Origin of the sequence: Aneurinibacillus aneurinilyticus ATCC 12856 (assembly GCF_000466385.1) — a bacterium.
Classification (GTDB): Bacteria; Bacillota; Bacilli; order Aneurinibacillales; family Aneurinibacillaceae; genus Aneurinibacillus; species Aneurinibacillus aneurinilyticus.
Genome location: NZ_KE952720.1, coordinates 40,760 through 66,141 on the forward strand (window position 1 = coordinate 40,760; position 25,382 = coordinate 66,141).

Sequence of the window (25,382 nt, forward strand, 5' to 3'; positions counted from 1 at the left end):
TTCCTGCTTTCAAGTATGCTTTCTAAATAAAAAACTTAGCGAACCATGTTGATAGGTGTCAGCATATGCCGTAAAAAGTCAGACGTATAGCATACCATTTGTTCTACAAATCTTTCATCAAGCGGTTCCAGATAGAATACTTCACGAATAATCTGTGGATATGAATACGGAAAGTTAATAATAGCTAGCAACTGAATGACGATTCCATTCACCTCTAACACAGGAAATTCCTCTTCTGCAATTCCTTCTTCAATAATTGCGGTAAAATAATGCTTAAGACGGGCCAAATACGTACTCATAATCTCTCTTCCAAGCATGGATTCCACTGATAGTTCCCGCTGAATCAGTCTGGTCACCCGGTGGGACTCACACTGGAAGCGAACCATGTTCTCCACCATACTATGTAATAGTTCAGACAGAGATTCCCATTCACTATCATAGCGACAGGCATCTAATCTGTGAAACATATTTTCATAGTAATCTACCATTACCCACTCCAGTAGACCTTTTTTATTTTTGAAATAATAGGAAATCAATGCCACGTTCACTCCTGCTTTGCACGCGATTTGCCGTACCGTTGTACCGTCGAATCCTTGAGAATCAAACAATTCGACTGCAGCTCCGACAATTTTTTGTTTCGTTAGCTTCGGTGAACGTTTCACGGCCTGTCCCCCCCAAAAAAACCTTGCTTTATGAGAGCAAGGTTGATTTTTTCTTCTTCACATAATTGATTCCTAGCATAAATAGGCACAGGCCGAGCGCAATAAGAAGAAGCTTGCCTTTATGCTGCTCCCAGTGAATTAAATAATGGCCGAGAACAGATTGAAATAAAACAGCAGGACCCTTGCCCAGCAAAGTGGCAAACAAAAACATCTTAAATGGAACCTTTGAAATACCGGCAGCTGTATTAATTGCACTGGAAGGAAAAATCGGTATCCAGCGGGCAAACAGGATCACAATAAATCCTTTTGTTTCGGCATGCCGGTTTAAATTTTTCACAAATGAATGATGTCCTATCTTCTTCTCTGCCCAGTCCCTGCCTACATACCGGGCAAGAAGAAAGTTTACCAGCGCTGCCGATATAGCACCGATCCAACTGATTGCAAATCCAAGCCAAAGACCAAAGGCAATAACATTTGCTCCCGCCAAAAGCACAAAAGGCACAATTGGAAAAAATGTTTGCACTACAATAGCTACGATGGAAATAAGAAAAGCAATCCAACCGTATGATTGAATGTATGCAGCAATTTGTTCTAAGTTTCCTGTACGAACTAAATGGCCAAATTCAGTCTGCATGACCAGACAGATCATCACAGTCAGAAAGAGGGCGGAAACTAATAAACGTTTCAATCTACCGCCTCCCTATTCTAATGCATATTACTCAATTTAATTATACCATTAAAAACATAAAAAAACCTCTCTTTCCTTGAGAGGTTTTGCCAAAAGAAACAAATCATGCTGTTCCTACTTATACCTGTCGATAACGGTATATGTTCTCATCTTTTATCCATATAGGCTTTACTCGACCATGTTCTTCCAGCAAATCCAGGTGCCCCAGTGTCTCAGAAAAAGTTAGCGGCAGTTCCTTAAGGTAAATGGAAGGAAAAAGCTCTGCTGAAAGCTCGAATACCGTTTTGCCTGTACCTTCTAGCAAACCGTATATTTTTTCTGCACGCTCATCGTTGCGCCGTAAACGATGTGCGATAAGTTCGGCATGGTTTTCTATGCTCTCTCCATGCGCCGAGAGCATACGACGAATTGGCATTTTTGCTATTTTATTCATTGCCTGACGATACACCAGCAAGGGCTTTGCACGCTCCAATCCCGGGCGCGCTGGCGGCTCTACGAATGCGTTGGAAGAAATCTCTTTAATTAAAAAATCACCGGATAGCATAACCCCGTCCCGTTTCCTGAACAAAGCAAGGTGATTTTGTGTATGCCCGGGAGTAAATATGCTTACCCACTCTTCATTCCCTTCCAGCACCTCTCCACCTGTTATAGTCTTATGAACAGGCGCCGGTTCGCTGTACGCTTCCATCATCTTCCTGAAACGTTCCACATACCCTAGTAATTTTTCCGGCACGCCATTCTCCCTGTATAACGTATGGAAGAAATGATCATGATGGTGCATAAACTCTGCATCTAACGTTATATAAGGTACAGCATCAGGATGTGCAAGAACCTTGGCATCGGTGCGTTCCACTATTTCAGCCGTTAAGCCAACATGATCCACATGCTGATGAGTAAGAAATATGCGATCAATGTCACACCAGACCAGACCATTTTCCTTAATGAAGCTTTCTATTAATTCAAACGCCTCTTTTGTCTTCGGCCCCACATCTACTAGTGTACACGTTTCTCCTTTTAACAAAAAAATGTTAATCGGTCCTACACTAAACGGTGTAGGGATACGCAGTTGGCGTACTTCTGTGCTGTTATTATGCTCCATATGTACCTCCTGTATGTGACTGATTGTTCATTCATAATGTAGAGGGAAAGAAAGCCTCATATTAAATGAAGCTCTCTTCCCGGATTCTTCACTTTATTATGCAAATTCCGCCATACGAACCTGATTGCGTCCGGCACGCTTTGCTTGATACAATGCTTCATCAGCCCGCTGAAACAACTGCTCCACACTCAAAATTCCATCTTCTTTTGTCCAGGTAGCTATGCCACTTGAGATCGTAACGGTAGGATGTGTTTTTCTCATCACATTCAGTCGGAGACGTTCTGCTACCTGCTGTGCAATATCCGACTGTACCTTTGGCAAATATACAGCCATTTCCTCTCCGCCCCAGCGAGCAGCAATATCCGAAGTACGGATAGATACCGTCAGTTCATTCGCCACCTGAACAAGAATCTCGTCCCCGATATGGTGTCCATACGTGTCATTAACGTTCTTAAAATGATCCACATCAATTAAAATAAGCGAACCACAAACATCTCTTTTCTGAGATTGACGAATGCTGTCATACAAATACTTACGGTTGTATAATCCGGTTAAATTATCAGTGACCACCATCCGTTCCACCTCGGCATGTAATGAAGCATTCGTAACAGCTACCTTTACATGCCGCGCCAGCATTTCTAATCGTTTAAAATCATCAAACGTATAACGATGCGGTTTAGAATCAAGCAGCATAATAGCCCCATTCACTTCTTCTTTTTCCAACAGCGGCACCGCCATTAATGACTTGTATGAAAAAGAAGGAACGCCTATCTCTGCATCTGCTCCATCTGCCAGCAAAATCGATTCTTTTCTGACAAATAAGTCATACAATTTCCCGGCAGTCGGTACCGGCAATGCAAACTCCTTTATTTCTTTCTGTGTAGAGGCTCGCATCATAAAAGCGTTCTTCTCATCCGACCATGAAAAAATACAGCAGTGCTCTGTACGGAATGACTCGGTTAGCTTCCGCATAATAAATTCCAATAAGTCATGAAGCTTAATATTCTTATTTAATTGACGCGTCATTTCATCAATCAGCAGCAGTTCTTTAATTAGACGGTTTGATTGCTCGTATAGCTGTGCATTTTCAAAGGCGTTTCCTGCCGTATCAGCCAACATTGTAATATATTCCACTTCGCGAGACGGAAGAGAAATTGGTTTATCACTGTACAATTCAAGTACACCGTACACCCCTTGTTTGCCACGAAGTGGCGCAGCCAGAGTAAGGCTGCGCTCACCGTCTGAAGGAATGATAACGGTCCTCGCTTCCATAAATGCCTGAGCACTTACGCTATTTCCGTCAATAGAATAGGAGAACTGCTTGACTGGCAGTGTGGTAGAAAACGAGTCATGCGATAGCCACAAATCAACAGACATGTCTGGATAAAGCTTCCTCGTATTCTCAATAACAGCTTGCAGCACATTATCTACATTTATAGAGGAGTGAAACTTCTTCGTAATTTCAAATAACATCGCCTGCTTCTGTTCATCACGCTGGGTGCGCATATAAACTGTGGAATTATGAACAGCCAAGCTTAAATCTTTGGTGAAGCGACATACAAATTTTTGCTCTTGGGTCGTAAACGGGTGCTCGGTGTCACGCATCAGCAACAGGAATCCGATAATCTTGCCATTGTATCGAAAGGGAGCGATTAACCACCGCTCTGAAAAAGTGTTTTCGCTTCCTAACAGCTCTTCAAGATTTGCATTGTCATTGTGGAGGACCCTTCGTTTGGCAGAGAAACGTGCCACGATGTTTTCATATATTTTCTTTGGATTGTTCAGAATTTTTGTCTGCCATTGCAATAGCTTCTGTTCGCTCGAGGACCAACGTGGAAGCATAACGCTTTGCTCCTCATCGAACACAACAGCGATACAATCACTCAAGGTGAGATTAAGTGTAATACGATGTACAATGGTCTGCATCACACTATCCAAATGAAGATCCTGATTTACCGCCCTAATGCAGTAAGCGATTTCCTTTGCAATCGACTGTTCCTGCATAAGGCAAAATACGTTCACAAATCCTTGCAGGAAGGCGGAAACCTGCTTCTCATCGACAGAAAGCGGAAGAACCATTCCTATGAAGCCCGGAAACCAGGTATCCCCTAGAATTGGAAGATACATAACTTTGCTGGTCATGTCATTCTGGCTGTGTTCGTCCATTTCCTGTATTGGGTAGAAAGGCTTTATTTCGAATTCCGGAGCACCGACTTTTTCAAAAGCAAGTACGTTCCCCGATTTATCCGAGATAAATATCCAGCCTTTGTTCAATAAAAAGGATGGAGAAGAAATGAACCGGAAGCTTTTTCGAAATACGTTTATAATCTGAGCCGAATAATAATCGGCTAAAAAAGTTTCTTTCCGGTTCTGGTTAATCATGCGCTTTTTCACAATCCCCGCCTTCTTTCTCTACTATAACCGCTCTTTTTTATATACTTCAGCTTTCACATAGTGACATTGCTGATCGATTTAGACTCCTTATCGTACTCCTTCTGTCGCAGCGGTCAAGCGCCATCCAGATGCGTTCCATCGTTTACATTATGAACTATCCACATTTCTTCCTGATATTGAATATGGCTTAACGATGTATTGACCAATTTTGTTTTACCGGTGCCATGTAGTCCATTGCTCATACGATGCAACACAGCATTAATCAGACCGCCATGGCTAACTACAAGAACATGTTCGGCGTTACTCCCTCGAACAATGTTAGTTAAACATGCGATGCCTCGTTGCTGCATGTCAGAGTATGTTTCTATATTATATTTACTCTCCGTATCCGTCCATGGATCAAAGTCGGGATATTGCTCACGAATACTTCGAAAATCCTTTCCCTCCCAATCACCATAATAGCGCTCCCTAAGCTCGACATGCTGACAAACAGGAAGACCAAGAGCATCAGCTACTGCAGAGGCGGTATGAATGGCGCGTTGCAAATCGCTAGAACAAACCTGTGTAATCGGAATTTCCTTCAAACGTATAGCCAATCGTCTTGCTTGCTCTATCCCCCGTATATTCAACGGAATATCGCTATGTCCCTGAATTAAACGCTGTGCATTCCAATCAGTCTCCCCGTGGCGAACAAGATACACATGTTTTATAGTGTTAATAGAATATTCCATCCTTTCTTACACCGTGTTATTATCTATAATTATACGAAATATCAAACAATGTTTCACGCATTATTTCTATACATTTCCATTTTGCAATCCGAAGGGTCTCCGCATCAAAAAAAGCCTGAAATCAAGCGTTCAGGCTTTGTCTTGCTTATTTTGCATTATGCATCATATCGAATACTTGCTGTACATCCTTATCTCCGCGACCGGACAAGTTCACAATAATGGACTGCTCCGCAGACAAAGAAGAGGCGAGCTTTATGGCATATGCTACCGCATGGGAGCTTTCGATTGCTGGGATAATCCCTTCTGTCCTTGATAGCATATGAAATGCCTCTATTGCTTCTTCATCACTTATCGTTACATACTCGGCACGACCGATTGCTTTGTAATAGCTATGCTCCGGTCCGACCCCAGGATAATCCAGCCCAGCAGCGACCGAGTGAGTAGATGCCGGCTCTCCGTCTTCGTCTTTCATCATATAGCATTTGAATCCGTGGATGATCCCCGGCTCTCCTGCTGTGAGCGGTGCAGCGTGCTGTCCTGCCACAAGCCCTTTTCCCCCCGGCTCTACGCCAACAATGCGCACTTCTTCATCGTCGAAGAACGGCGCGAATAGACCAATGGCATTGCTGCCACCACCGACACAAGCAATAATATAATCCGGCAGTCGGTTCTCTTTCTCTATATGCTGTACACGAGCTTCCCTGCCGATAACGGATTGGAAGTGGCGCACAATGGTCGGATATGGATGAGGGCCAACCGCCGAGCCTAGCAGATAAAATGTATTCTCATAATTTTGTGCATAGTCCATAAGCGCCGCGTCAACCGCTTCTTTAAGTGTACGCGCACCGTCTTTTACTGCTACAACTTTTGCGCCAAGCAGCTCCATCCTGAATACATTTAATGCTTGGCGACGGGTGTCTTCTTCACCCATATAGATGACGCATTCCATACCAAACATTGCGCATGCAGTTGCCGTGGCAACTCCATGTTGACCTGCCCCTGTCTCAGCGATTACCCGCTTAACGCCCATTCGCTTCGCCAGTAGAACCTGTCCCATTACATTATTAATTTTATGAGCTCCCGTATGGTTCAAATCCTCACGTTTCAGGTATACCTTTGCTCCACCAAGCTTCTCAGTCAATCGCTGTGCAAAATAAAGGGGATTCGGGCGTCCTACATATTCCTTCAAATAGTATTCCAGTTCTTTGTTGAATTCCGGCTCTTCCCTATACTGTTCAAAGGCCTGCTCTAAATAATCAAGCGCAGCCTGCAACGGCTCTGGCACGAAACTCCCGCCAAATTCCCCGAAGTATCCTTTTTTTGTATCTACTTTGCTCATCTTCCCTAACTCCTCTCAACTTTGCTTTATTTATTGAACAGTTCTTCACGTACTTTGCTTGATATTGTACTATAACTATGTTCACTTTTCACCCATTTCTTTATATTTTTGAAATTGTTCATTTTATTTTTCGAAAGAAGGCGGATACAGTATTGAATACAGAAAAAATTTTTACCCATCGAGCAGGCATCGTAGCAGTTGCAGTAGTTGTCTGTTTTTTATGGGGAAGTGCATTTCCCTTTATCAAGCTAAGCTATGAACTGTTGGATATTCAACAAGGGGAAGTCTATAAACAAGTGCTCTTCGCTGGCTATCGATTCTTCCTCGCTTCGTTGATGCTAGCTGCTTTTCTGGTCATAAAAGAACGGCGTATCGCATTTACTAAAGGTTCACTACCGGCACTACTTCAGGTTGGCTTCTTTCAAACAACATTGCAATATGTCTTGTTTTACATTGGCTTAAGCTATAGCACAGGTATTCAAGGTTCCATCATTACCGGTTCTAGTACGTTTTTTTCCATTATTCTTGCTCACTATATGTACAACAATGATCGAATAAACAAACGACGCTTGATAGGGCTTTTACTTGGCTTTACAGGTGTAATGCTGGCAAGCAGCACAAAAGGGGCTCTACGCTTCTCCTTCGGACTCGGTGAACTGGTACTGCTTCTTTCTGCCTTTTCTAATTCATTAGGAGGAATTCTTGCCAAAAATCGTGCGTCTGCCATGGATACCGTCTATCTTACTTCCTATCAGATGATGCTCGGCTCCTTTGTTCTTTTACTACTTGGTGCAAGCGGTGCTGGCTGGAAACCGTTTCACTTTACTGGACTTTCGTTGCTGTATCTCATCTACCTTGCGTTTCTGTCAGCTGCAGGATTCGCGCTGTGGAATACGCTGTTAAAGTACAACAAGGTCGGTAAAGTGTCCATGTACTTCTTCCTCGTACCGGTATTCGGTGTACTACTGTCCGCTATGTTACTGCATGAAACGCTGCATAGCATTGTATTCGCTGCACTTTTGTTTGTAGTTATCGGAATCATCGTTGTGAATCAGGAAAAAAGTTGACTTTTATCTCCAAACGGATATAATATTGTTTATGTGCTTTGCAAAGGGTAGCAATGATTTTAGGTAAAAACGTCTGGTCATGTCATTAGTTTCGTCCCTTAAGGGCTGCGGCTGTTTGTCCCTTAACGGAGCATGCGGCGGAAACGCTACCGTCCGAAGAGCATGTAGCAGAGTAAGGAACTAGCCAGGCGGAAGTAAACACCTAATTAATCTTATCGTAAAGGGGAACGAATATTTATGGCACGTTATACTGGCCCTCGTCACAAACTTGCTCGTCGTCTGGGTATTTCTCTGGACGGAACCGGCAAAGATATCAAACGTAACTTCCCGCCGGGACAACATGGACATGGACGTCGTAAAATGAGCGAATATGCACTTCAGTTAACTGAAAAGCAAAAACTTCGCCATATGTACGGCATGATGGAAAAACAATTCCGTAAAACATTCGATCAAGCGAACAAAATGTCCGGCGTTGTCGGCGAAAACTTCATGAAGCTTCTCGAATCTCGTCTGGATAACCTGGTATACCGTCTTGGCTTCGCAACGACTCGTCCGGCTGCTCGCCAATTGACAACTCACGGTCATATCACTGTAAACGGCAAGAAAGTGAACATCCCTTCTTACCGTGTAAAACCAGGCGATGTTATCGGATTACGTGAAAAAAGCCGCAACCTGCAAATCGTAAAGGAATCTCTGGAAGCTCGTGCATACCTGCCGAACTACCTGAGCTTTGATGAAACGAAACTGGAAGGAACGTACACTCGTCTTCCAGAACGTGAAGAAATGCCGGCTGAAATTAACGAAAAACTAATCGTCGAGTTCTATTCCCGCTAATCGGAAGGACTACAGACAAAAACCATCGACAATCCTGTCGATGGTTTTTTATTTAAAGAAAAAACCCTACTGATTGAAGTTTCACTTTATCGTTACTTTGGCAAATTTACGCTTGCCGACTTGAACAATCATACCTTCTTCCACTGTAATATGCTCATCTACGGAAGCAACTTTTTCTTCATTAATTTTAACAGCACCTTGCTGAACCATTCGACGCGCCTCCCCATTAGATGGAACAAGGCCGAGAACAGAAAGAAGTTTCACAATCCACATTTTCCCATCTTCAAGCTCGGCAGTCGCTACTTCTTTTTCAGGTATATCCGTCGGCAGCGCCCGTTGCTGGAACACCGTTTTGAAATGGTTTTCCGCTTCCTCTGCGGCCGCATCTCCCCAGTACATCTGTACAAAAGTACGGGCAAGGCGCATCTTAGCATCACGCGGATGAACGGTTCCGTTTTCCAGACCTTTCTCTAAATTTTTTAGCTCTTCAAGAGAGATATCTGTAGCCAGTTCATAGTACTTGAGCATAAGCTCATCTGGAATGGACATCGCTTTGCCGTAGATTTCGTTAGGCGGCTCGCTGATCCCAATGTAGTTACCCAGGCTTTTGCTCATCTTCTGTACGCCATCCAATCCCTCAATAATTGGCATTGTCAACGCACATTGCTGTTCTTGCCCGTATTCTTTCTGCAATTGCCGCCCCATTAGCAGATTGAACTTCTGATCGGTTCCACCAAGCTCCACATCGCTCTCTAATGCTACAGAATCGTATCCCTGCATGAGTGGGTAAAAAAATTCGTGGATGCTGATCGGTAAGTTGTTGCTATAACGTTTTTCGAAATCATCACGTTCTAGCATTCGGGCCACTGTCATTTTTGCAGCCAATTCGACAACATCAGCGAAGTTCATCCGTGAAAGCCATGTACTATTGTAATGCACTTGAATTTTATCGGCATCAAGAATTTTTGCGAATTGCTCTACATACGTTGCCGCATTCGCTTTTACTTGCTCTTCTGTTAATGGTTTCCGGGTTTCTGATTTCCCTGACGGGTCACCGATACGCCCTGTGAAATCCCCGATAACCAACTGCACGACATGTCCAAGTTCCTGAAATTGCCGAAGTTTATGCAATACGACTGTATGCCCCACATGAATATCCGGTGCAGAAGGATCCAGCCCCAGCTTTATATTTAACGGCTTGCCGGTAACAATCGAACGTTCTACCTTTCTTTTCATCTCTTCTTCCGGAACAATTTCCGCAACTCCACGGCGGATGATGTTCATCTGTCGTTCAACTTCGCGTGCTTGTTCTTCTGTCAGATTGATTGTCTTTTGTTCACTCATTTGTGCTGCCTCCATTTTAAATTGGTGAAAAAATAAAAAAACCCGCCCCAAAAAGGGACGAGTTTGCTCGCGGTACCACCCTTAGTTAAGGACTAAAGTCCTTCACTCATACGGATAACGGCCTATGGCTGCCCATATGCCGTCCGCCCACAACTAAGACAAGATGCGGTGCGGATTCACTCCTACGCTGTATTTCATCGCTTGACTGGGCCGATTTACACCTTCCACCGACTCTCTGTTATTTCCAGTACTCAAGCCACTACTATTACGTATTCATTGCGAATACAATGATATTGTTTTGTTGTTATTCTCATAATAACTAAAAATAGTGCAAAAATGCAACATTTATCCTCTACCACCGTCTTTATGATATAATGTTGCTGTTATGTGTAAGGGGGAGTAATATGGAAAAACAAAACGGTTCCGCCAATACGTCGGACAAGCCGAGACGAAAGAAAAGCTTCTGGCATACTCTTCTCGCCACTTTTCAGGTCTTAGCTATTCTGTTCTTTATGGGCGTATTGTTTGCGGGCGGTACCGCTGCCGGCTACGTGGCTTCGCTTGTCAAATCCGATCCGGTACGTAGTTATAATGAGATTTATCAGAAAATCTCCGCAAACAACCTCACCGGATTTGCGTATTTCAAAGACAAGACGATGATTGGCCAATTAGTTACACAAGAGGACCGGCGTCTCGTATCGCATAAAGAAGTGTCGCCTCACTTGATCGATGCCATCATTTCCACCGAAGATAAATATTTCTATGAACATAATGGAATTGTGCCAACAGCAATTGCCCGGGCTGCTATCCAGCAAGCAACAAACTCATCCGTGCAAACTGGAGGAAGTACGCTGACACAGCAGCTTATTAAACAAACCATTCTCTCTCCGAAGGTAACTCCGGAAAGAAAATTCAAGGAAATCTTCCTTGCTCTTCGTATGGAACGAATGTTTAGCAAAGATCAAATTCTTGATGCCTATATCAATCGAATGTACTTTGGTAAAAATGCCAATGACTCTAAGGTATATGGGGTACAGGCGGCAGCCAAGGGCATTTTTGGCGTAGATGCCAAAAACCTAAACATTGCACAATCTGCCTATCTGGCCGGTATGCTACAAGCTCCGTCTTCGTATATCCCGTTTAAGGAGAAAGGGCTAAAACTCGGAAAAGAACGACAAAAAGTCGTTCTTGGTCGAATGCTCGAAAACGGAAAAATTAACAAGCAGCAATATGATGAGGCACTCGCTTATGATATTAAAGCCCATCTTGCCAAACCATCTCCAAAAGCATTCGAGAAATATCCATACCTTATGATGGAAATCGAAGAGAGAGCCGCAAAAATTCTGCTCGATCAGGATTTCGAAAAAAACCCAGAGCTAAAAAATGATTCGTACTCCAAGCTATTGGAAGAAAAACGAATCGCCGTGCGTCAAGGTGGCTATCATATCCACACAACAATCGATAAAAAAATCTATGAAGAAATGCAAAAAATCGCAGCCGATCCTAATAACTTCGGACCGGAAAAACCGCCGATTAATGGCAAACGTATGCCTGAGCAAGTCGGAGCTATCCTAATCCAAAACAAAACCGGCGCTATTCTGGGAATGATGGAAGGACGCAGCTTCAAAATCGAGAATACGAGCCATGTGACTGCTCCGCGTCAACCGGGTTCATCCATTAAACCAATCGGCGTATATGCTCCGGCAATTGAGGAAAAAATTATTTCACCAAACTCTACAGTTGTTGATGAAGAAACTGTGTTCCCCGGCAACTGGACACCTAAAAACTATGGCGGAAGCTTTAAGGGGCCAATGTCGGTACGCAGCGCTCTTGCTCAATCCCGCAACATCCCGGCGGTAAAGATCTATTACGAAACTGGCGTTCGTAAATCTCTCGCATACGTCAAAAAAATGGGCGTAAGCACGATTGAGGATAATGACTATTATCTGCCGACAGCATTAGGTGGATTTACCAGAGGTATTTCGGTGGAGGAAATAACTAATGCCTATGCTACGTTCGCAAATAGCGGGAATTTCATCGATGCCTATTTAATCGAACGGATCGATAATAGCGAAGGGGAAACCATTTACCAGCACCAAGTAAAACCGACCCCTGTGTTCTCTCCGCAAACGGCATGGATGATGACCGATATGATGCGTGATGTCGTAACCGGAGGTACAGCCAGAAAGGTCGCTCGCTATACGATGGGTCGGGATGTAGCCGGTAAAACAGGAACAACCCAGGAAGACGGTGACAAATGGTTTGTCGGCTATACGCCAGATATTTCACTTGGCGTATGGGTCGGTTATGATAAGAAATATAAACTCTCTAGAGGTTCACATGACAACGCAATGAACATCTGGGGCAAAACATTCTCATCCGTGCTGAAAATCAACCCGGATCTTTCTCCGGCAGGAAATTATATGAAGCGCCCGCCTGATACGTCGACGGCTGCTATCTATAATGCCAATCTGGCGGCCTCTAAAAATCCGGCATCTTATGGAAAAGTAGAGGAGAAGAAACCAGCGGAAACTACTACGAAAAAAGAAGACACGACAGAAACAGAACAGACGGATGACAAAAAGACAGAAGAAGACGGCAAAAAACAAGAACAGGGTACAGAAACTTCTGGTGATAAGAAAGAGCCAGACAAACCAGACGAAAAGAAAGATACTAATAAAGACAACAGTAAAGATAGCAAGAAAGATAATAAAAAGGACAATAGCAAAGACACCGCAGATAATCCTGACAGGAAAACAACCAAATCCTCAGAAGGAACATCAAAAGAAACTAAAGATAAAAAATCAGACAAGAAGCCAGATCATAGTATAGGTAAGAAAGATGAGAAAAAAGGAGAGGGATAGCCCCTCTCCTTTTTTAATGAATAAGAAAATTAGTCTTCCATTGTGGACAAATCGCCTGTTGGCAAGCCCAATTCCCATGCCTTCAGAACACGGCGCATAATCTTACCGGAACGTGTCTTCGGCAGTTTGTCACGCACTTCAATTTCACGCGGTGCAGCATGTGCAGCAAACCCTTCTTTTACAAACTTCCTGATTTCTTCAATCAATTCATCCGAAGCCTCATATCCGTCACGAAGCGCAATGAACGCTTTAATAATCTCACCACGTACCGGGTCCGGTTTACCGATAACACCGGCTTCAGCAACTGCCGGATGTTCTACGAGCTTGCTTTCGACTTCAAATGGACCGACACGCTCACCTGCGGTCATAATGACATCATCAACACGTCCTTGGAACCAGAAATAGCCCTCTTCATCCATATAAGCTGAATCGCCTGACACGTACCAGCCTTCAAAACGAAAATATTCTTCATATTTGGAAGGATTATTCCAAATCTTGCGCATCATGGATGGCCATCCTGCCTTAATAGCCAAGTTCCCCATCCGGTTCGGTGGCAATTCATTGCCTTCATCATCCAGAATTGCTGCCACAGTACCTGGAAACGGCTTGCCCATCGAGCCTGGCTTAATCGGCATACTCGGATAATTACAAATCAATTGACCGCCCGTCTCGGTCATCCACCATGTATCATGAATACGCTTATCAAATACTTTCATTCCCCAATATACTACTTCCGGATTTAATGGCTCTCCTACACTTAAAACGTGGCGCAGGCTGGACAAATTATACTGCTTTATCACTTCATCGCCTGCACCCATCAGCATCCGGAATGAGGTCGGTGCGCTGTACCAGACCGTTACTTTGTATTTTTCAATCGTCAAATACCAATCCTCCAGACTGAAACGGCCTCCGCGAACAACGTTCGTTGCTCCGTTCAACCATGGACTGAAAATGCCATACGCTGTTCCCGTGACCCAGCCTGGATCAGCCGTGCACCAATACACATCATCTTCCTGTAAATCCAGCACCCACTTACCTGTCTGATAGTGCTGAACCATGGCATTGTGTACATGCAGCACGCCTTTGGGCTTGCCGGTGGAACCGGATGTATAGTGAAGAATAAGCCCATCTTCCCGGTCTACCCATTCAATTTCAAAATCAGCAGAAGCTTGTTCCATCTCTTTCTCATAGCTTATCTGACCTGCTTCGAGAGCACCATCACCGCCAACAACAATAACATGCTTAAGAGCAGGCAAATCTCCAACTGGTATACGAGGCAGAAGGTCCGGTGTCGTAACAATCGCTACGGCTTCACTGTCTTCCAGCCTGTCACGTACAGCCCCCTCCATGAACGCCTCAAACAATGGGCCGACAATAGCGCCAACTTTAATGATACCAAGAAGACTTACGTATAGTTCGGGGCTACGCGGCATAAAAATAAATACGCGTTCACCTTTTGTAATTCCCAGCTTGCGCAGTACGTTTCCGAATTTATCAGAAAGCGTTTTCATATCTGCAAATGTATACTTTTCATCACGTGTCGCATTCCTATAGTAAAGCGCCACTTTATTTTCACGGGGAGTACCTATGTGCCGGTCAATGGCTTCATATGCCATATTAACTTTTCCCGTTTCATGCCAGGTAAATTGCTTCTCTACATCTTCCCAGCTGAATGTATTGTATACCTCTTTATAGGAAGGCATATTATAGCCGCTTCCTACGACGGGAAGCATTTTCTTGTTCATCATTTCTTTCATAACGATAACTCCTCTCCCACTAAATTTAATCAAACCTGCCTGAATGTATATTCTATTTCAATCTTGAAAACCCTCTCTCAAATTCGATTATATCAAATAATCTGTTAATTTACCAATTCTAATCGTTCACACCTTTTTCAAATTTATCATTGGCAAGCGCATCAAAAATATAAGATAATTTTTGCAAAAGAAAAAATAACCCAACAAGAGTAAGATAAGGTGAATAGGATGAAACATCGCAAAACATTTTTCAGCCAAAAGATAAAGAAATCGGCCGGTCTCCTACAGTTTGAAGGCCCTGTGCACCCTGAACGCATTGCCTCCCTGTATATGGACGAAGGTTTAACGGCATTTCGCAGGCCCTCTCAACAACAAAAAGCGCTTGAGGGCATCGCGGAGCTGCCGGAAGGTCGCGTTATTCTGGCAATACATGAGCATACGATTATAGGATATGTGACATTTCTTTATCCTGATCCGATGGAAAGATGGTCAGAGGCAAAAATGGATGATTTACTGGAACTCGGGGCAATCGAAGTAACGAAACGGTTCCGCCATCAACATGTAGCAGAAAATATGCTTGAATTGGCATTCCGTGATGATGCTATGGAAGATTATATCATTTTTACTACAGAGTATTACTGGCACTGGGATTTGAAAGGAACCGGCCTCGATGTATGGGCATATAGAAAAATAATGGAGAAAGTGATGGCCTCTGTTGGGCTTGAATGGTTTGCTACCGATGATCCGGAAATTTGCTCGCATCCGGCTAACTGCATGATGGCGCGTATCGGTAAGCGTGTGACACTGGAATCCATACAGGCATTCGATCGTATTCGCTTTCAAAATCGATTCATTTTTTAAAAATTTTTTTACTATTTACAAGGAAAATGGAATAAAATGATAGATAAAAAGAAGAACTAGGGGGGAGACTGCACGATGCTTGTGGAAGATATTATGAAGCGGGACGTAGTCACTGTTGAGCCGACAGAATCGATTCGGCTTGCGCTATTGAAAGTTCATCAGTACCGGATTCGTCATTTACCTGTTGTCCTGCAAGGCAAACTAGTGGGCATTATTTCTGATCGAGATGTGCGAGACGCCTGTCCTTCCATTATTGGCATGCCGCGCGAAGATGATGAGCATGTTCTCAATACCCCCGTTTCTTCCATCATGCGCAAAGATGTAATTTGTGCTCATCCGCTCGACTTCGTGGAGGAAGCTGCTCGCGCCCTGTATGATAATCGCATCGGTTGCCTCCCGGTGGTAGTCGATGACGAATTGAAGGGCATTATTACGGAAACGGACATCTTGCACACTCTTGTCGAACTCATGGGCGTACACTATCCAAGCTCCCATATTGAAGTGGAAGTGGATGATCGGACAGGATTGCTCGCCGATGTCGCGGAGATTTTCAAGGAAGCGAAATGCAATGTTACCAGTGTACTGGTCATGCCAGGCAAACACTTAGGGAAGAAAAACCTCGTGTTCCGGGTACAGACAATCGATCCGCGCCATCTTGTTTCTAAAATTGAAGAGGCTGGCTACCGTATTGTATGGCCCAGAGAATCAGAGGGGTTAGTATGAAAATTAAAACTGCATTTATGTATAGTGATGAATATTTAACATATTTTTTCAACGATGATCATCCGTTTAATCAGAAGAGGCTACGCATGACAATGGATCTTCTGCGTATGATGAATCTGCTTGATGATAGTGACATTGTGCCACCACGTACAGCAACGGACGATGAGCTGGCACTGATTCATGACCGACAGTACATCGATATCGTTAAAGAATGCGGCCATACGCAACAGGAAATCGCTATTGCCGCAAGCTTTGGCCTAGGTACCGAAGATTGCCCAATTTTTACGAATATGCATGAAGCTACGGCTCTTGCCGTAGGTGGCACGCTGCTCGCCGCAGAATTGGTTATGTCTGGAGAATACCGCCATGCTGTTAATCTGGCGGGCGGACTCCATCACGGGTTCCGCGGCCGGGCATCCGGCTTCTGCATCTACAACGACTGCTCCGTCGCTATTGCCTATCTGCGTCAAAAATATGATGCACGTGTCCTTTATATCGATACGGATGCGCATCATGGCGATGGAGTACAGTGGGCATTTTATGACGATCCAAATGTGTTGACCCTTTCCTTTCATGAGACAGGAAAATATTTGTTTCCGGGAACCGGAAACATTACAGAACGTGGCGATGGACAAGGCTACGGCTTCTCCGTTAACGTCCCGCTTGACGCATTTACTGAAGATGAATCCTGGCTTGAAGCGTATCAGAATGTGCTTCCTACCGTGGCACGCGGCTTCAAGCCAGATGTAATCCTGACACAGAACGGCTGCGACTCTCACACCTTTGATCCGTTAACCCATCTTTCCGCTTCTATGCGTATTTACCAGGAGATTCCAAAGCTGGCACGTGAGCTAGCAGAAGAGTTGTGTGAAGGACGTCTTATCGCAACCGGAGGTGGAGGCTACGATATTTGGCGGGTTGTGCCACGTGCTTGGAGCTTATTGTGGGCCGAATTGTCAGGACAACGTATTACGGACAACCTCTCTATACCTAAAGCATGGATTGACAAATATCAAAGCGAAAGCCCTGTACAGCTTGCTCCGACGCTGCTGGACCCGGAAGGATTATTCCCTCCAATCCCCAGACGCGCCGAGATTATGACAAAAAACAAAAATACGATTGAAAAAGCTCTTCTCTACTGTCCTCGCGGATAAATAAAAGCAACACCTGCTCTGCTAACTGAAACGGGCAGGTGTTGCTTTTTGTTGCTTTGTATAAGGTACATGATTTAATGTTTAGTCGAATCCATAATACATACAATACGCTGATGAATGTACGATAGTTTGTTTAACATTGACAAAAAATCTTCATGTTTACATGACTTGTGTTGAGACAACACACGTGCTATAACCTTTGCTTCAATTTGCAATTCAACAACATTCACACACTTATTAATTCTTTCGATAAATTCGATATTCATTTTGGTTTGGACTCTTTATTACGAGCACATGCTCCCCCTCTCATCATTTCCCTACCAGCCAGTAAGAATGCAGCTATAATTTGAATTTATTTATGGACAATTGCAATTCCTGTGCAAGAACTTTAAGTCTAGCTGTAAAATTTGATAGTTCTTCGATTGAAGAAACCTGGTTTTCAACAGCTGATGTAATGCTTTCCGAACCGATAGCCACTTCTCTTGCTATTCCGGCCATTTCTTGTATAGAAGCTGCTACCTGTTCGGCTCCTGCAGAAATTTGCTGGGAAGCGGCTGATACCTCCTGAACTTGATTGTTCACATGCTCAAAAGATTTTCTGATATTCTCAAAAGCTTCACCGGCTTCATTAATGTCATTCAATCCTGCTTCAACTTCATCGGCTTCTTTTTGCATACTAGAGATAGCTTCATTAGCGTCCTCCTGCATCCGCTTAATAAAACCGGAAATTTCCTCAGCCGATTTTTTCGATTGTTCGGCGAGCTTTCTCACTTCATCCGCTACAACAGCAAAACCTTTCCCATGCTCTCCAGCACGCGCAGCTTCAATAGCCGCGTTAAGGGACAATAAATTTGTTTGCTCTGTAATTTCGGTAATTACATCCGTAATTTTTTCAATTTCCTTAGAGTGTTCTCCTAATTTTTTCACTAGCAATGTCGTGCCGTCTACCGATTTGCTAATGGATTGCATCTGTTGAATGGCCTTGGCCAGTGAAGCATTTCCATTTTGCACTTCTTTTATTGAATCATCAGAGGTTTCTGCTACTTTTGCGGATGATCCGGCAATACGTTCAATTCCTATTGCCGTTTCTTCCATCGTACTTGCCACCTCCTCACCTGTTTGAGAAGAAGCTTCCGCACCTTGGTTCAATCCTTCAACAGTCACTGCAATTTGCTTACTCGCCTTACTCGTTTCTTCCATATTGTTCATTAATTGTTCTGATACCGTTGCAACATGAATACTCGCATCATTTACTTTTGCAATAATATCTTTCAGTCCGCTTATCATCTCATTAATTGCATTGGCAAGCTCTCCTATTTCATCTGTAGACTTTGCCTCAATCGTCTTTACCGTCAAATCTCCTTCACTTATTCTTTTGGCTATATTGCTTACATGCAGAATAAGCTTGATTTTTTGATTAAACAGCCATATAAACACGCCCATGCAAATTAATGAAAACAGAGCAATACCAGCAGCTATAACCCCTTTTATAAGCGGAAGAGAGCCATAAAATTCTTCCGGGTATACGGCAATACCAAGCGTCCATCCCCAGGGTTGATAATATTCTACATAACTCATCTGTGTCCGCTCTTTGGTTTCGCCTTCATTTTTCCATGTATAAGTTAGCAAACGTTCATTGGCATTGCTACTCTTACTCGCTTTTACAAGATCCTGTATTAAATAGGTTCCATCTTCAAGCTTAAATTCTTTTTGATTCTGTCCCTCATACCCTAGCGGATGCATAACCGCAAGATAATTATCGTCATATGCCCACATGTATCCTTCTTTTTTGTAGATAAAAGGTGATTTGCTTAAATCACGCATTTTTTTATCTTCAGACAATGGACCATTAATATACTCTTTTGCTCTATTTTTGGCTTGTTCCAATGTAAGATGGCCATTTTTCACCTCTTCATCCAATACCCTGATTACAGTGACTGCACCACCGACAATTTGGTGCAAATTCTGGATACCTGCCTTCTCAAGCTCCCCTTTTGCAGCATAATAAGTGACAATACCTACTAAAGAGCTTGAAAAAATAATAGCAGCCGTTACTGCTATTATTAATTTCCATCGTATACTAAGGTTTTTCTTTCTTTTCAACATCACAAGACCTCTCTTTTACGATAATTCTCGTTCATATCTTTATGCTCACGTATCCAGCGGTATATAGTTTGGCTATTTATACCATATTTTCGAGCTACTATACTGCATTTATATCCCTTCATAACTTCGCTAACAACATCATGCTTAAGTGTTAAAGAGTAATTTCTTTTCATCTCCGTCTCCTTACTTTGTATCTTTCATAGCTAAGTTCCATCCGTACAATCCTCTGTGTATCCTTAAAATAAAAAGGGCTATACCTGATACCGGAATTACCGAATAGGAAATAGCCTTTCACCTCTGGAAAATTTCGGTAACCCGGCTATCTTCATTCCTGCGGAACCTTAGACCCGTGGCTTTGCGTCCCTATCTTTCAATAGGTTTGCCTTTATCATTTTATTTACTTTTATAACAACTAGCTAAATTGTTCGGGCTTCCCCAGTAAATATCCCTGTCCTATATTAACTCCTAACAATTTAGCTATTGCCAGATCTTCCGATTTTTCAATCCCTTCTAATATTAAGTAAGCTTCATCCTTACAATAGCTTACTAATAATTCTATTAATCGTTGTTTTCTTGGACATACAGATAAATCAATTGAAAAATATCTATCCAATTTAACAAAATCCGGTTCAAACTCTACAAGGTTTTTAAAAGAGGCAGAGCCTTTACCTACATCATCCAGTGCAATCTGAAACCCATTCTGGTGCAGAAAAGAGAGTATATTACGCATCGATTTAACATCATTTATTTCCTGGGATTCATTAATTTCTAACACTATCTCTCCTTTGGATACAGTGTAGTCAGAAAGTAATCCATCTAAAAAACAATGAAAATCAGGATGCAATAATGTAGAAGGAAAAATATTCACAAATAATGAAGTTTGTAACGCTTTATTCTTGGGTGTGTAAGAAACAATTGCCTTAAACAGTGACAAAATATCAAGTTCGTATAGCTTATCAATCCTTTCAGCATTTTGAAACAATTGCTCAGGTGAAACAAAGTATTGAGTTCGCAAAAAAGCTTCATACCCTAGTAAAGACCAATCAGAAAGAAAGTACAGTGGTTGATAGACGTGATGAAACAGCCTATTCTCAATAACTTTCTCAGTCTGTTCGTCCAGCAGCGTCTTTTTCATGACCTTTCAACTTCACCCCCTTTATGCCCTCTGTTCTAGGGAAGAAATCACTGTCACATCATTTAATCTAACAAAATAGACATTTTGTTAGATTAAATAGAAAAAATATCTAGTCCTTTTTCATTATAACTACTTCTAATTTAAAAATCGATATAGCTTTGCAGTTACATTTTTTCTTTTTTCGCTTTTCATAAACAAAATTTTTCCAATGCCTTATCAACCATATCATCATTAATACCTATATATCTCATTGTGATTGAAGGGCTAGAATGCCCAAATATATATTGTAACAATGCTACATCTTTTGATTGCTGGTAAAAATGATACCCAAATGTTTTTCGTAAAGTATGTGTACCGATAGGCCCTTCGACCCCGCAGGCTCTCGCTGCATGATTAATAATTTGCCAAGCATGCACACGGCTGATTGGCTTTCCTCCCTTTTGGGAAGGGAATAAATACTCTGAATCAGCCATTTTTCTTGAATATCGTTCTATTTCATTCTTTAGTGTCTGTGTTATTATGGTCCTCCTTATATTTTTAGTTTTCTTTTCTTGAATGATTAAGTGCTTTGTATATTTAACATCCATTACCCGTAGAGGCAATATATCACTAATTCTGAGACCTGAGTTGATTCCAAAAATAAATAAAAAATAATTTCTATAGGAACGACGTAGGAGGTAGTTTTTTATCTCTTGTATTTTCTCAATCTCCCGTATTGGTTCAACAGCATTTGCACCTTTTTTTGTTGTCATAGAAGCCACTCCATTGTGTGAATAAATATTTAACTAATGATTCAATATGTTATATTATCTCATTCTATTTGTTTTTTGGATATACTAAAAAACCTTTAAAATAAAGGCTTTTTTGCTTTTTTTAGTGTCATTTGAAACATAACAAAATGTCTATTTTGTTAGATTATTCTCCATATACATATAGAAAATAAAAATTTACTAAATAAATGAACGACTAGGAGAGCAGTAAACTCCCTTAAATCAAAGAAATATAGGCGGGAGACAATTCTCCCGCCTATATTTTATTAACTGATACCTACTTTACCAGACCATGAATTCTTATGTTATGTGGTCCTATCTTTGTACAGTAATGCAATAATCGCCATACTACACAAAAACAGAATAAACAGGACAAGAATGCTCCAATGAGCCGAAAAATTTCCGGACAATGCAGGGAACGGCTGCTGAAGAGCACTCCTACTGTTGATATTAACAATGTCTCCTCCGACTAACTCATAGCCCCATTTACTGACAGCCAGATAAAATACGACTTTTATGTATTCAGGCTTTACATAAGTGATAGGTACGAGCGCTCCTGACAAAATAATCTGGGGAACAAGTACAATAGGGACCATGCTAAGTGCTTTATCAGAATTAGAAGCAATAGCCGATATAACTAGGCCCATCATTCCCCCTGCTAATGAAAGCAGAAAAAAAGCCAACACATTCGGCCAAAACTTCGGTAAAGCAAGACTGTACGCAACAATAGAGACAAGTAATAGCATTTGTGCTAAAGAAATAATGGACAACACACCAATTTTCGATAACAGGTACGGGACAACACGCACGCCAGCTAACCTCTCTCTTCTGTAAATCACCCGCTCTTTCACAATTTCCCGTGCCGCGTTGGAAGTTCCTAACCATATTGAGGTAAATACCATCAAGGCAATACAATTGGACATAAAGCTTCTTCGGTTTTTCTCTTCTTGAATGTTTTGTTGCACCTCTTCTATTTTTCCTGCTGCTACAATCTGCTGAGTAATCTCCAAATCTTGCGACCGGTAGCCGCTATACTTAAATGTGGGTGCACTATGATAAAAAGCAAGGACAAGTAATAAAGGAATAATGAAAGCTTGAAGACATAGGATTAAGAGGTTTTTTCTATCTCGGCTAAGCAGTCGTATATAACGCATGGTTAAAATCTTCCATTGTTCAAAGAAAGAAAGCTGAGCAGTCGTTTTCTCCATCCCCTCGCCTGCGTGTTCAATTTGCTGTCGCCTGTTTCTGATTCGATTCCGATATTTCCGATACACAGCGGAACGTTTATATTCCTCGGTCCAACTCTTCGGATTCTTTTCCATGTCAAGCTTTCTATAAATATCTACAAAATCTTTTACACCGAAGTAATCAAGCGCTTCAGATGGGGAGCCAAAAAAAGCCAATTGTCCTTCCCGAGTAAGAAAAACAAGTTTATCACACATTCTAATATTCGCGGTAACATGGGTAACCATAATGATCGTACTGCCCTTCTGCTTCAGCTCCTCAAGAAGCTCCATTATCGCTTTCTCCAAATCCGGATCAAGCCCCGAGGTAGCTTCGTCAAGAAAAAGAAGACTAGGCTTGGTTAATAGTTCAACGCCTATGTTTACCCGCTTTCGTTGCCCGCCACTTAAATTCTTGACAGATACCGAGCGTTGGTCTGTTATTTTCACTTCTTCCAGCACTTCATTTACTCTTCTCGTTATTATGCTTTCCGATGTACCGGCTGGAAAGCGTAAACGGGAAGCATATGTAAATATCTCTTCTACCGTTAAATCGCTATGTACAATATCATCCTGTGGCACATACCCAATGAAGGAGCGCAAACGATCATATTCTTCATAAAGATTTTGCCCATTAATCCGAATCTCACCCTCTGCTGCCGGACAAATGCCAGATAATGCATGAAGCAACGTACTTTTCCCTGCACCGCTGCTGCCTAGTATCGCCACAAATTCACATGGCTCGATAAAAAAATTAATATCATCTAATAGCTTCTTCTCTCCACATCGTGTCTTTACCATCCTGGTCAAGTGATTAACTTCTACCAGCAAAGGAGTGGACAAAGAAGACGTTTTTTCCTGCTCCCGTAACCTTGATGCATTTAATAGATTAACAAGTGAACGGTTATTTTCAATTTCCACATCATCCTCTCCTTCAGCAGCCAGCATTTTGTATCTCCTTGTTTTTTGTGCTCAAATCATTTCTTACTATTCATTCTTTAACACCATTTCCAATTTTTATACAATCAAACTACTCCCAAACAAACCAACAGAGGCTGTTCCAAAATTCTACTTTTGGAACAGCCTCTTACTTTTACAATGGGATGGAAGGTTGTGGATTTTCAGACGTCTGCTCGCTGGATACTGGACTTTCTGTTCGAGAAAGCCATGCAGCATCAAGGCTACGAATAATAGACTGCGCCATCCATAAACAAATAAGATTCAACAGCAAATCCACCGTAACACTAAAAAGAATAAGCGTGTCAGTTACAAGTTCAGGGAATTTTAATACAAAACGTTGCAGTACATTATTTCCAAAAAAAATTACATAGTACCATGGCATATAACGACGCAGTCGATGCCCCCCCTCTCCCGCATCCTTTCCGCTGTTTATAAAAAATGTTGATAGCTTCCAAAACACATTCCATATTCCATACAGGTTATACAAAGGAATCATAAAACTTGCTACCGACCAGCCAGGGGTAACAGGATGAATCGGCTCCATTTCCCTTACATCCTTGTGTACTTTATAAAGCCATACAAAAAAAAGAATACCGGTCAAAATCCAAAGAACAACATTAAATATTGAAATGAAATCATCCACTCCTGAAACATATGCATTGTACCAATCCGATGCATATGCAAGAAGAAGTGAGCCGATAAAAGACAATATAGTTAAAACAAGACCAATTTTCAGAAATAACACGAGAATATTACCTACCTGCTTGGATTGAATCATATACTCAACTCCTTTTTTGTTTATTAGTCTAGGGAAGGCTATGCAGAAAAGCCAGCGCTTCATCAATGGTAGCTACAGGAACAATTTGAAGGGGCATCCCACGTTCTCTTGCAAGCTGCTCTGCCTCTTCTTGATTGCTCATTCCTTCAAAAATATATGTGTCCTTGTCTTCTGGCACAAAAAAGTAATCTGCACCGTTTCGCTCTGCTGTCAACAGTTTATGTCGCACCGCTCCAACTGAGCCGACATATGTGTCATCTTCTAGCGCTCCTGTCCCGGCAATAGTATACTTGCCGTGTTTTGTAAAATCTTCACCTGTTTTCTCCTCGATAAGCCCGAGTGCAAGCATCAATCCGAACGAATCGCCCTCATACTGTTCTGTTTCAGACAGAATACGCATCCGTGTTTCCTTGAATGTTTCTATAGGCTGTCCGGTAATCCGTGAGGCTGAAGCGATAGCACGCTCTACGGAGATCGCTCGCCATCCTTCAGTCTCTTCCTCTCTCCTGTCTTCTTGTATCGTTTCTTTATCTACAGGATGGAATTCAATCTGATTTTTTGATGTAAGCGATACAGCAAATTTTTGAAACCAGTTCTCCGTATACCCGGACTTTACATAGACGAAGTCCACATGCCCATTAATCCCGGCGTCTTTTACGGGAACGATGTCCCCAGTAGTCGTGAATGCTTCATAGTGCGGAGTAACAGCCAAAACAGCAACAATAAAGGGAATAAGCAAAAGAAAAAAAGCGAGTCGATATTCTTTTTTAATCACACATTCTACCCCTCCTTTATTTATAAATTTACCTAACTCATACAATTATTACAATTATTTACCGAAACATTCAAGTATATTGATTCAAGGGTGTTGATTATCCAGTACGATCCAGAGT

21 protein-coding genes, 1 riboswitch and 1 other annotated feature are annotated in these 25,382 nt (G+C 42.2%); of the genes, 6 read left to right on the forward strand and 15 right to left on the reverse strand.

What is annotated here, in order from left to right; translation table 11 throughout:
- Positions 1 to 35 precede the first annotated feature (35 nt).
- From refZ to trpB, 6 genes are all read right to left on the reverse strand, one after another.
- Positions 36 to 662, reverse strand: a complete 627-nt coding sequence (gene refZ / locus HMPREF0083_RS05575; RefSeq protein ID WP_021620154.1) for a forespore capture DNA-binding protein RefZ — start codon at positions 660 to 662, stop codon at positions 36 to 38.
- Between the two features lie 28 nt (positions 663 to 690).
- Positions 691 to 1,350 carry a TVP38/TMEM64 family protein gene (locus HMPREF0083_RS05580; protein WP_040301602.1) on the reverse strand — a complete coding sequence of 220 codons (660 nt, stop codon included), beginning with the start codon at positions 1,348 to 1,350 and terminating at the stop codon, positions 691 to 693.
- A gap of 118 nt (positions 1,351 to 1,468) precedes the next feature.
- Positions 1,469 to 2,449 (reverse strand): MBL fold metallo-hydrolase, encoded by a 981-nt coding sequence (locus tag HMPREF0083_RS05585; RefSeq protein ID WP_021620156.1) that lies wholly within the window; start codon positions 2,447 to 2,449, stop codon positions 1,469 to 1,471.
- 96 nt (positions 2,450 to 2,545) lie between these two features.
- Entirely contained in the window at positions 2,546 to 4,843 is a 2,298-nt protein-coding gene (locus tag HMPREF0083_RS26210; protein WP_051354549.1) for a sensor domain-containing diguanylate cyclase, read from the reverse strand.
- A 113-nt stretch (positions 4,844 to 4,956) separates the two neighbouring features.
- Positions 4,957 to 5,574 (reverse strand): histidine phosphatase family protein, encoded by a 618-nt coding sequence (locus HMPREF0083_RS05595; protein ID WP_021620158.1) that lies wholly within the window; start codon positions 5,572 to 5,574, stop codon positions 4,957 to 4,959.
- A 145-nt stretch (positions 5,575 to 5,719) separates the two neighbouring features.
- Positions 5,720 to 6,913: a tryptophan synthase subunit beta gene (gene trpB / locus HMPREF0083_RS05600; protein WP_021620159.1), complete on the reverse strand. Its 1,194-nt coding sequence runs from the start codon at positions 6,911 to 6,913 to the stop codon at positions 5,720 to 5,722.
- A gap of 152 nt (positions 6,914 to 7,065) precedes the next feature.
- On the opposite strand from trpB, the gene HMPREF0083_RS05605 reads away from it, so the two are divergent.
- Together HMPREF0083_RS05605 and rpsD are read left to right on the forward strand one after the other, a co-directional pair.
- Positions 7,066 to 7,980 carry a DMT family transporter gene (locus tag HMPREF0083_RS05605; protein WP_040301604.1) on the forward strand — a complete coding sequence of 305 codons (915 nt, stop codon included), beginning with the start codon at positions 7,066 to 7,068 and terminating at the stop codon, positions 7,978 to 7,980.
- A 237-nt stretch (positions 7,981 to 8,217) separates the two neighbouring features.
- Complete coding sequence (gene rpsD, locus HMPREF0083_RS05610; RefSeq protein WP_021620161.1) at positions 8,218 to 8,814, forward strand: 30S ribosomal protein S4; 597 nt, start codon at positions 8,218 to 8,220, stop codon at positions 8,812 to 8,814.
- 81 nt (positions 8,815 to 8,895) lie between these two features.
- Here rpsD and tyrS read toward each other — a convergent pair whose 3' ends face one another.
- Positions 8,896 to 10,158, reverse strand: a complete 1,263-nt coding sequence (tyrS, locus tag HMPREF0083_RS05615; protein ID WP_040301605.1) for a tyrosine--tRNA ligase — start codon at positions 10,156 to 10,158, stop codon at positions 8,896 to 8,898.
- Between the two features lie 50 nt (positions 10,159 to 10,208).
- Positions 10,209 to 10,444: a binding site (T-box leader), on the reverse strand.
- Between the two features lie 118 nt (positions 10,445 to 10,562).
- Between tyrS and HMPREF0083_RS05620 the strand changes: the two genes are divergently transcribed.
- Positions 10,563 to 13,022: a transglycosylase domain-containing protein gene (locus HMPREF0083_RS05620; protein WP_021620163.1), complete on the forward strand. Its 2,460-nt coding sequence runs from the start codon at positions 10,563 to 10,565 to the stop codon at positions 13,020 to 13,022.
- Between the two features lie 29 nt (positions 13,023 to 13,051).
- On the opposite strand, the gene acsA is transcribed toward HMPREF0083_RS05620, so the two are convergent.
- Entirely contained in the window at positions 13,052 to 14,755 is a 1,704-nt protein-coding gene (gene acsA / locus HMPREF0083_RS05625; RefSeq protein ID WP_412674513.1) for an acetate--CoA ligase, read from the reverse strand.
- A 252-nt stretch (positions 14,756 to 15,007) separates the two neighbouring features.
- Between acsA and HMPREF0083_RS05630 the strand changes: the two genes are divergently transcribed.
- The 3 genes from HMPREF0083_RS05630 (at position 15,008) to HMPREF0083_RS05640 (ending at position 17,517) form a co-directional block, all read left to right on the forward strand.
- Positions 15,008 to 15,640 carry a hypothetical protein gene (locus HMPREF0083_RS05630; protein ID WP_021620166.1) on the forward strand — a complete coding sequence of 211 codons (633 nt, stop codon included), beginning with the start codon at positions 15,008 to 15,010 and terminating at the stop codon, positions 15,638 to 15,640.
- A gap of 75 nt (positions 15,641 to 15,715) precedes the next feature.
- Positions 15,716 to 16,363, forward strand: coding sequence for a CBS and ACT domain-containing protein (locus tag HMPREF0083_RS05635; protein ID WP_021620167.1), 648 nt, complete (start codon positions 15,716 to 15,718; stop codon positions 16,361 to 16,363).
- Positions 16,360 to 17,517, forward strand: a complete 1,158-nt coding sequence (locus HMPREF0083_RS05640) for an acetoin utilization protein AcuC (protein WP_021620168.1) — start codon at positions 16,360 to 16,362, stop codon at positions 17,515 to 17,517. Before HMPREF0083_RS05635 ends, HMPREF0083_RS05640 begins: the two co-directional genes overlap by 4 nt.
- A gap of 339 nt (positions 17,518 to 17,856) precedes the next feature.
- Here HMPREF0083_RS05640 and HMPREF0083_RS05650 read toward each other — a convergent pair whose 3' ends face one another.
- The 7 genes from HMPREF0083_RS05650 to HMPREF0083_RS05675 form a co-directional block, all read right to left on the reverse strand.
- Entirely contained in the window at positions 17,857 to 19,623 is a 1,767-nt protein-coding gene (locus HMPREF0083_RS05650) for a methyl-accepting chemotaxis protein (protein ID WP_021620169.1), read from the reverse strand.
- The gene (locus tag HMPREF0083_RS30100) at positions 19,623 to 19,796 is read right to left on the reverse strand and encodes a transposase (RefSeq protein WP_021620170.1); all 174 of its coding nucleotides are present in this window, start codon (positions 19,794 to 19,796) and stop codon (positions 19,623 to 19,625) included. Before HMPREF0083_RS30100 ends, HMPREF0083_RS05650 begins: the two co-directional genes overlap by 1 nt.
- 133 nt (positions 19,797 to 19,929) lie before the next feature.
- Positions 19,930 to 20,017: riboswitch (cyclic di-GMP riboswitch) on the reverse strand.
- An 18-nt stretch (positions 20,018 to 20,035) separates the two neighbouring features.
- Positions 20,036 to 20,758 carry an EAL domain-containing protein gene (locus HMPREF0083_RS05655; RefSeq protein ID WP_021620172.1) on the reverse strand — a complete coding sequence of 241 codons (723 nt, stop codon included), beginning with the start codon at positions 20,756 to 20,758 and terminating at the stop codon, positions 20,036 to 20,038.
- A gap of 188 nt (positions 20,759 to 20,946) precedes the next feature.
- A complete protein-coding gene (locus HMPREF0083_RS05660; RefSeq protein WP_021620173.1) occupies positions 20,947 to 21,510 on the reverse strand; it encodes a site-specific integrase in 564 nt (187 codons plus the stop codon).
- 323 nt (positions 21,511 to 21,833) lie between these two features.
- Entirely contained in the window at positions 21,834 to 23,699 is a 1,866-nt protein-coding gene (locus HMPREF0083_RS05665) for an ABC transporter ATP-binding protein/permease (protein ID WP_021620174.1), read from the reverse strand.
- A 145-nt stretch (positions 23,700 to 23,844) separates the two neighbouring features.
- Positions 23,845 to 24,489, reverse strand: coding sequence for a DUF4328 domain-containing protein (locus HMPREF0083_RS05670; protein ID WP_021620175.1), 645 nt, complete (start codon positions 24,487 to 24,489; stop codon positions 23,845 to 23,847).
- A gap of 28 nt (positions 24,490 to 24,517) precedes the next feature.
- Complete coding sequence (locus HMPREF0083_RS05675; protein ID WP_040301607.1) at positions 24,518 to 25,264, reverse strand: hypothetical protein; 747 nt, start codon at positions 25,262 to 25,264, stop codon at positions 24,518 to 24,520.
- Positions 25,265 to 25,382: the final 118 nt, after the last annotated feature.

Excerpts from the sequence above, each read along its gene's own strand:
- trpB (WP_021620159.1), bottom strand. The coding sequence starts at position 6,913 with ATGAGCAAAGTAGATACAAAAAAAGGATACTTCGGGGAATTTGGCGGG.
- HMPREF0083_RS05640 (WP_021620168.1), top strand. The coding sequence starts at position 16,360 with ATGAAAATTAAAACTGCATTTATGTATAGTGATGAATATTTAACATAT.
- HMPREF0083_RS05620 (WP_021620163.1), top strand. The coding sequence starts at position 10,563 with ATGGAAAAACAAAACGGTTCCGCCAATACGTCGGACAAGCCGAGACGA.
- HMPREF0083_RS05665 (WP_021620174.1), bottom strand. The coding sequence starts at position 23,699 with ATGCTGGCTGCTGAAGGAGAGGATGATGTGGAAATTGAAAATAACCGT.
- HMPREF0083_RS05650 (WP_021620169.1), bottom strand. The coding sequence starts at position 19,623 with ATGTTGAAAAGAAAGAAAAACCTTAGTATACGATGGAAATTAATAATA.
- rpsD (WP_021620161.1), top strand. The coding sequence starts at position 8,218 with ATGGCACGTTATACTGGCCCTCGTCACAAACTTGCTCGTCGTCTGGGT.
- HMPREF0083_RS05660 (WP_021620173.1), bottom strand. The coding sequence starts at position 21,510 with ATGACAACAAAAAAAGGTGCAAATGCTGTTGAACCAATACGGGAGATT.
- HMPREF0083_RS05630 (WP_021620166.1), top strand. The coding sequence starts at position 15,008 with ATGAAACATCGCAAAACATTTTTCAGCCAAAAGATAAAGAAATCGGCC.
- HMPREF0083_RS05655 (WP_021620172.1), bottom strand. The coding sequence starts at position 20,758 with ATGAAAAAGACGCTGCTGGACGAACAGACTGAGAAAGTTATTGAGAAT.
- HMPREF0083_RS05635 (WP_021620167.1), top strand. The coding sequence starts at position 15,716 with ATGCTTGTGGAAGATATTATGAAGCGGGACGTAGTCACTGTTGAGCCG.
- HMPREF0083_RS05595 (WP_021620158.1), bottom strand. The coding sequence starts at position 5,574 with ATGGAATATTCTATTAACACTATAAAACATGTGTATCTTGTTCGCCAC.
- acsA (WP_412674513.1), bottom strand. The coding sequence starts at position 14,755 with ATGCTTCCCGTCGTAGGAAGCGGCTATAATATGCCTTCCTATAAAGAG.
- HMPREF0083_RS30100 (WP_021620170.1), bottom strand. The coding sequence starts at position 19,796 with ATGAAAAGAAATTACTCTTTAACACTTAAGCATGATGTTGTTAGCGAA.
- HMPREF0083_RS05585 (WP_021620156.1), bottom strand. The coding sequence starts at position 2,449 with ATGGAGCATAATAACAGCACAGAAGTACGCCAACTGCGTATCCCTACA.
- tyrS (WP_040301605.1), bottom strand. The coding sequence starts at position 10,158 with ATGAGTGAACAAAAGACAATCAATCTGACAGAAGAACAAGCACGCGAA.
- HMPREF0083_RS05670 (WP_021620175.1), bottom strand. The coding sequence starts at position 24,489 with ATGATTCAATCCAAGCAGGTAGGTAATATTCTCGTGTTATTTCTGAAA.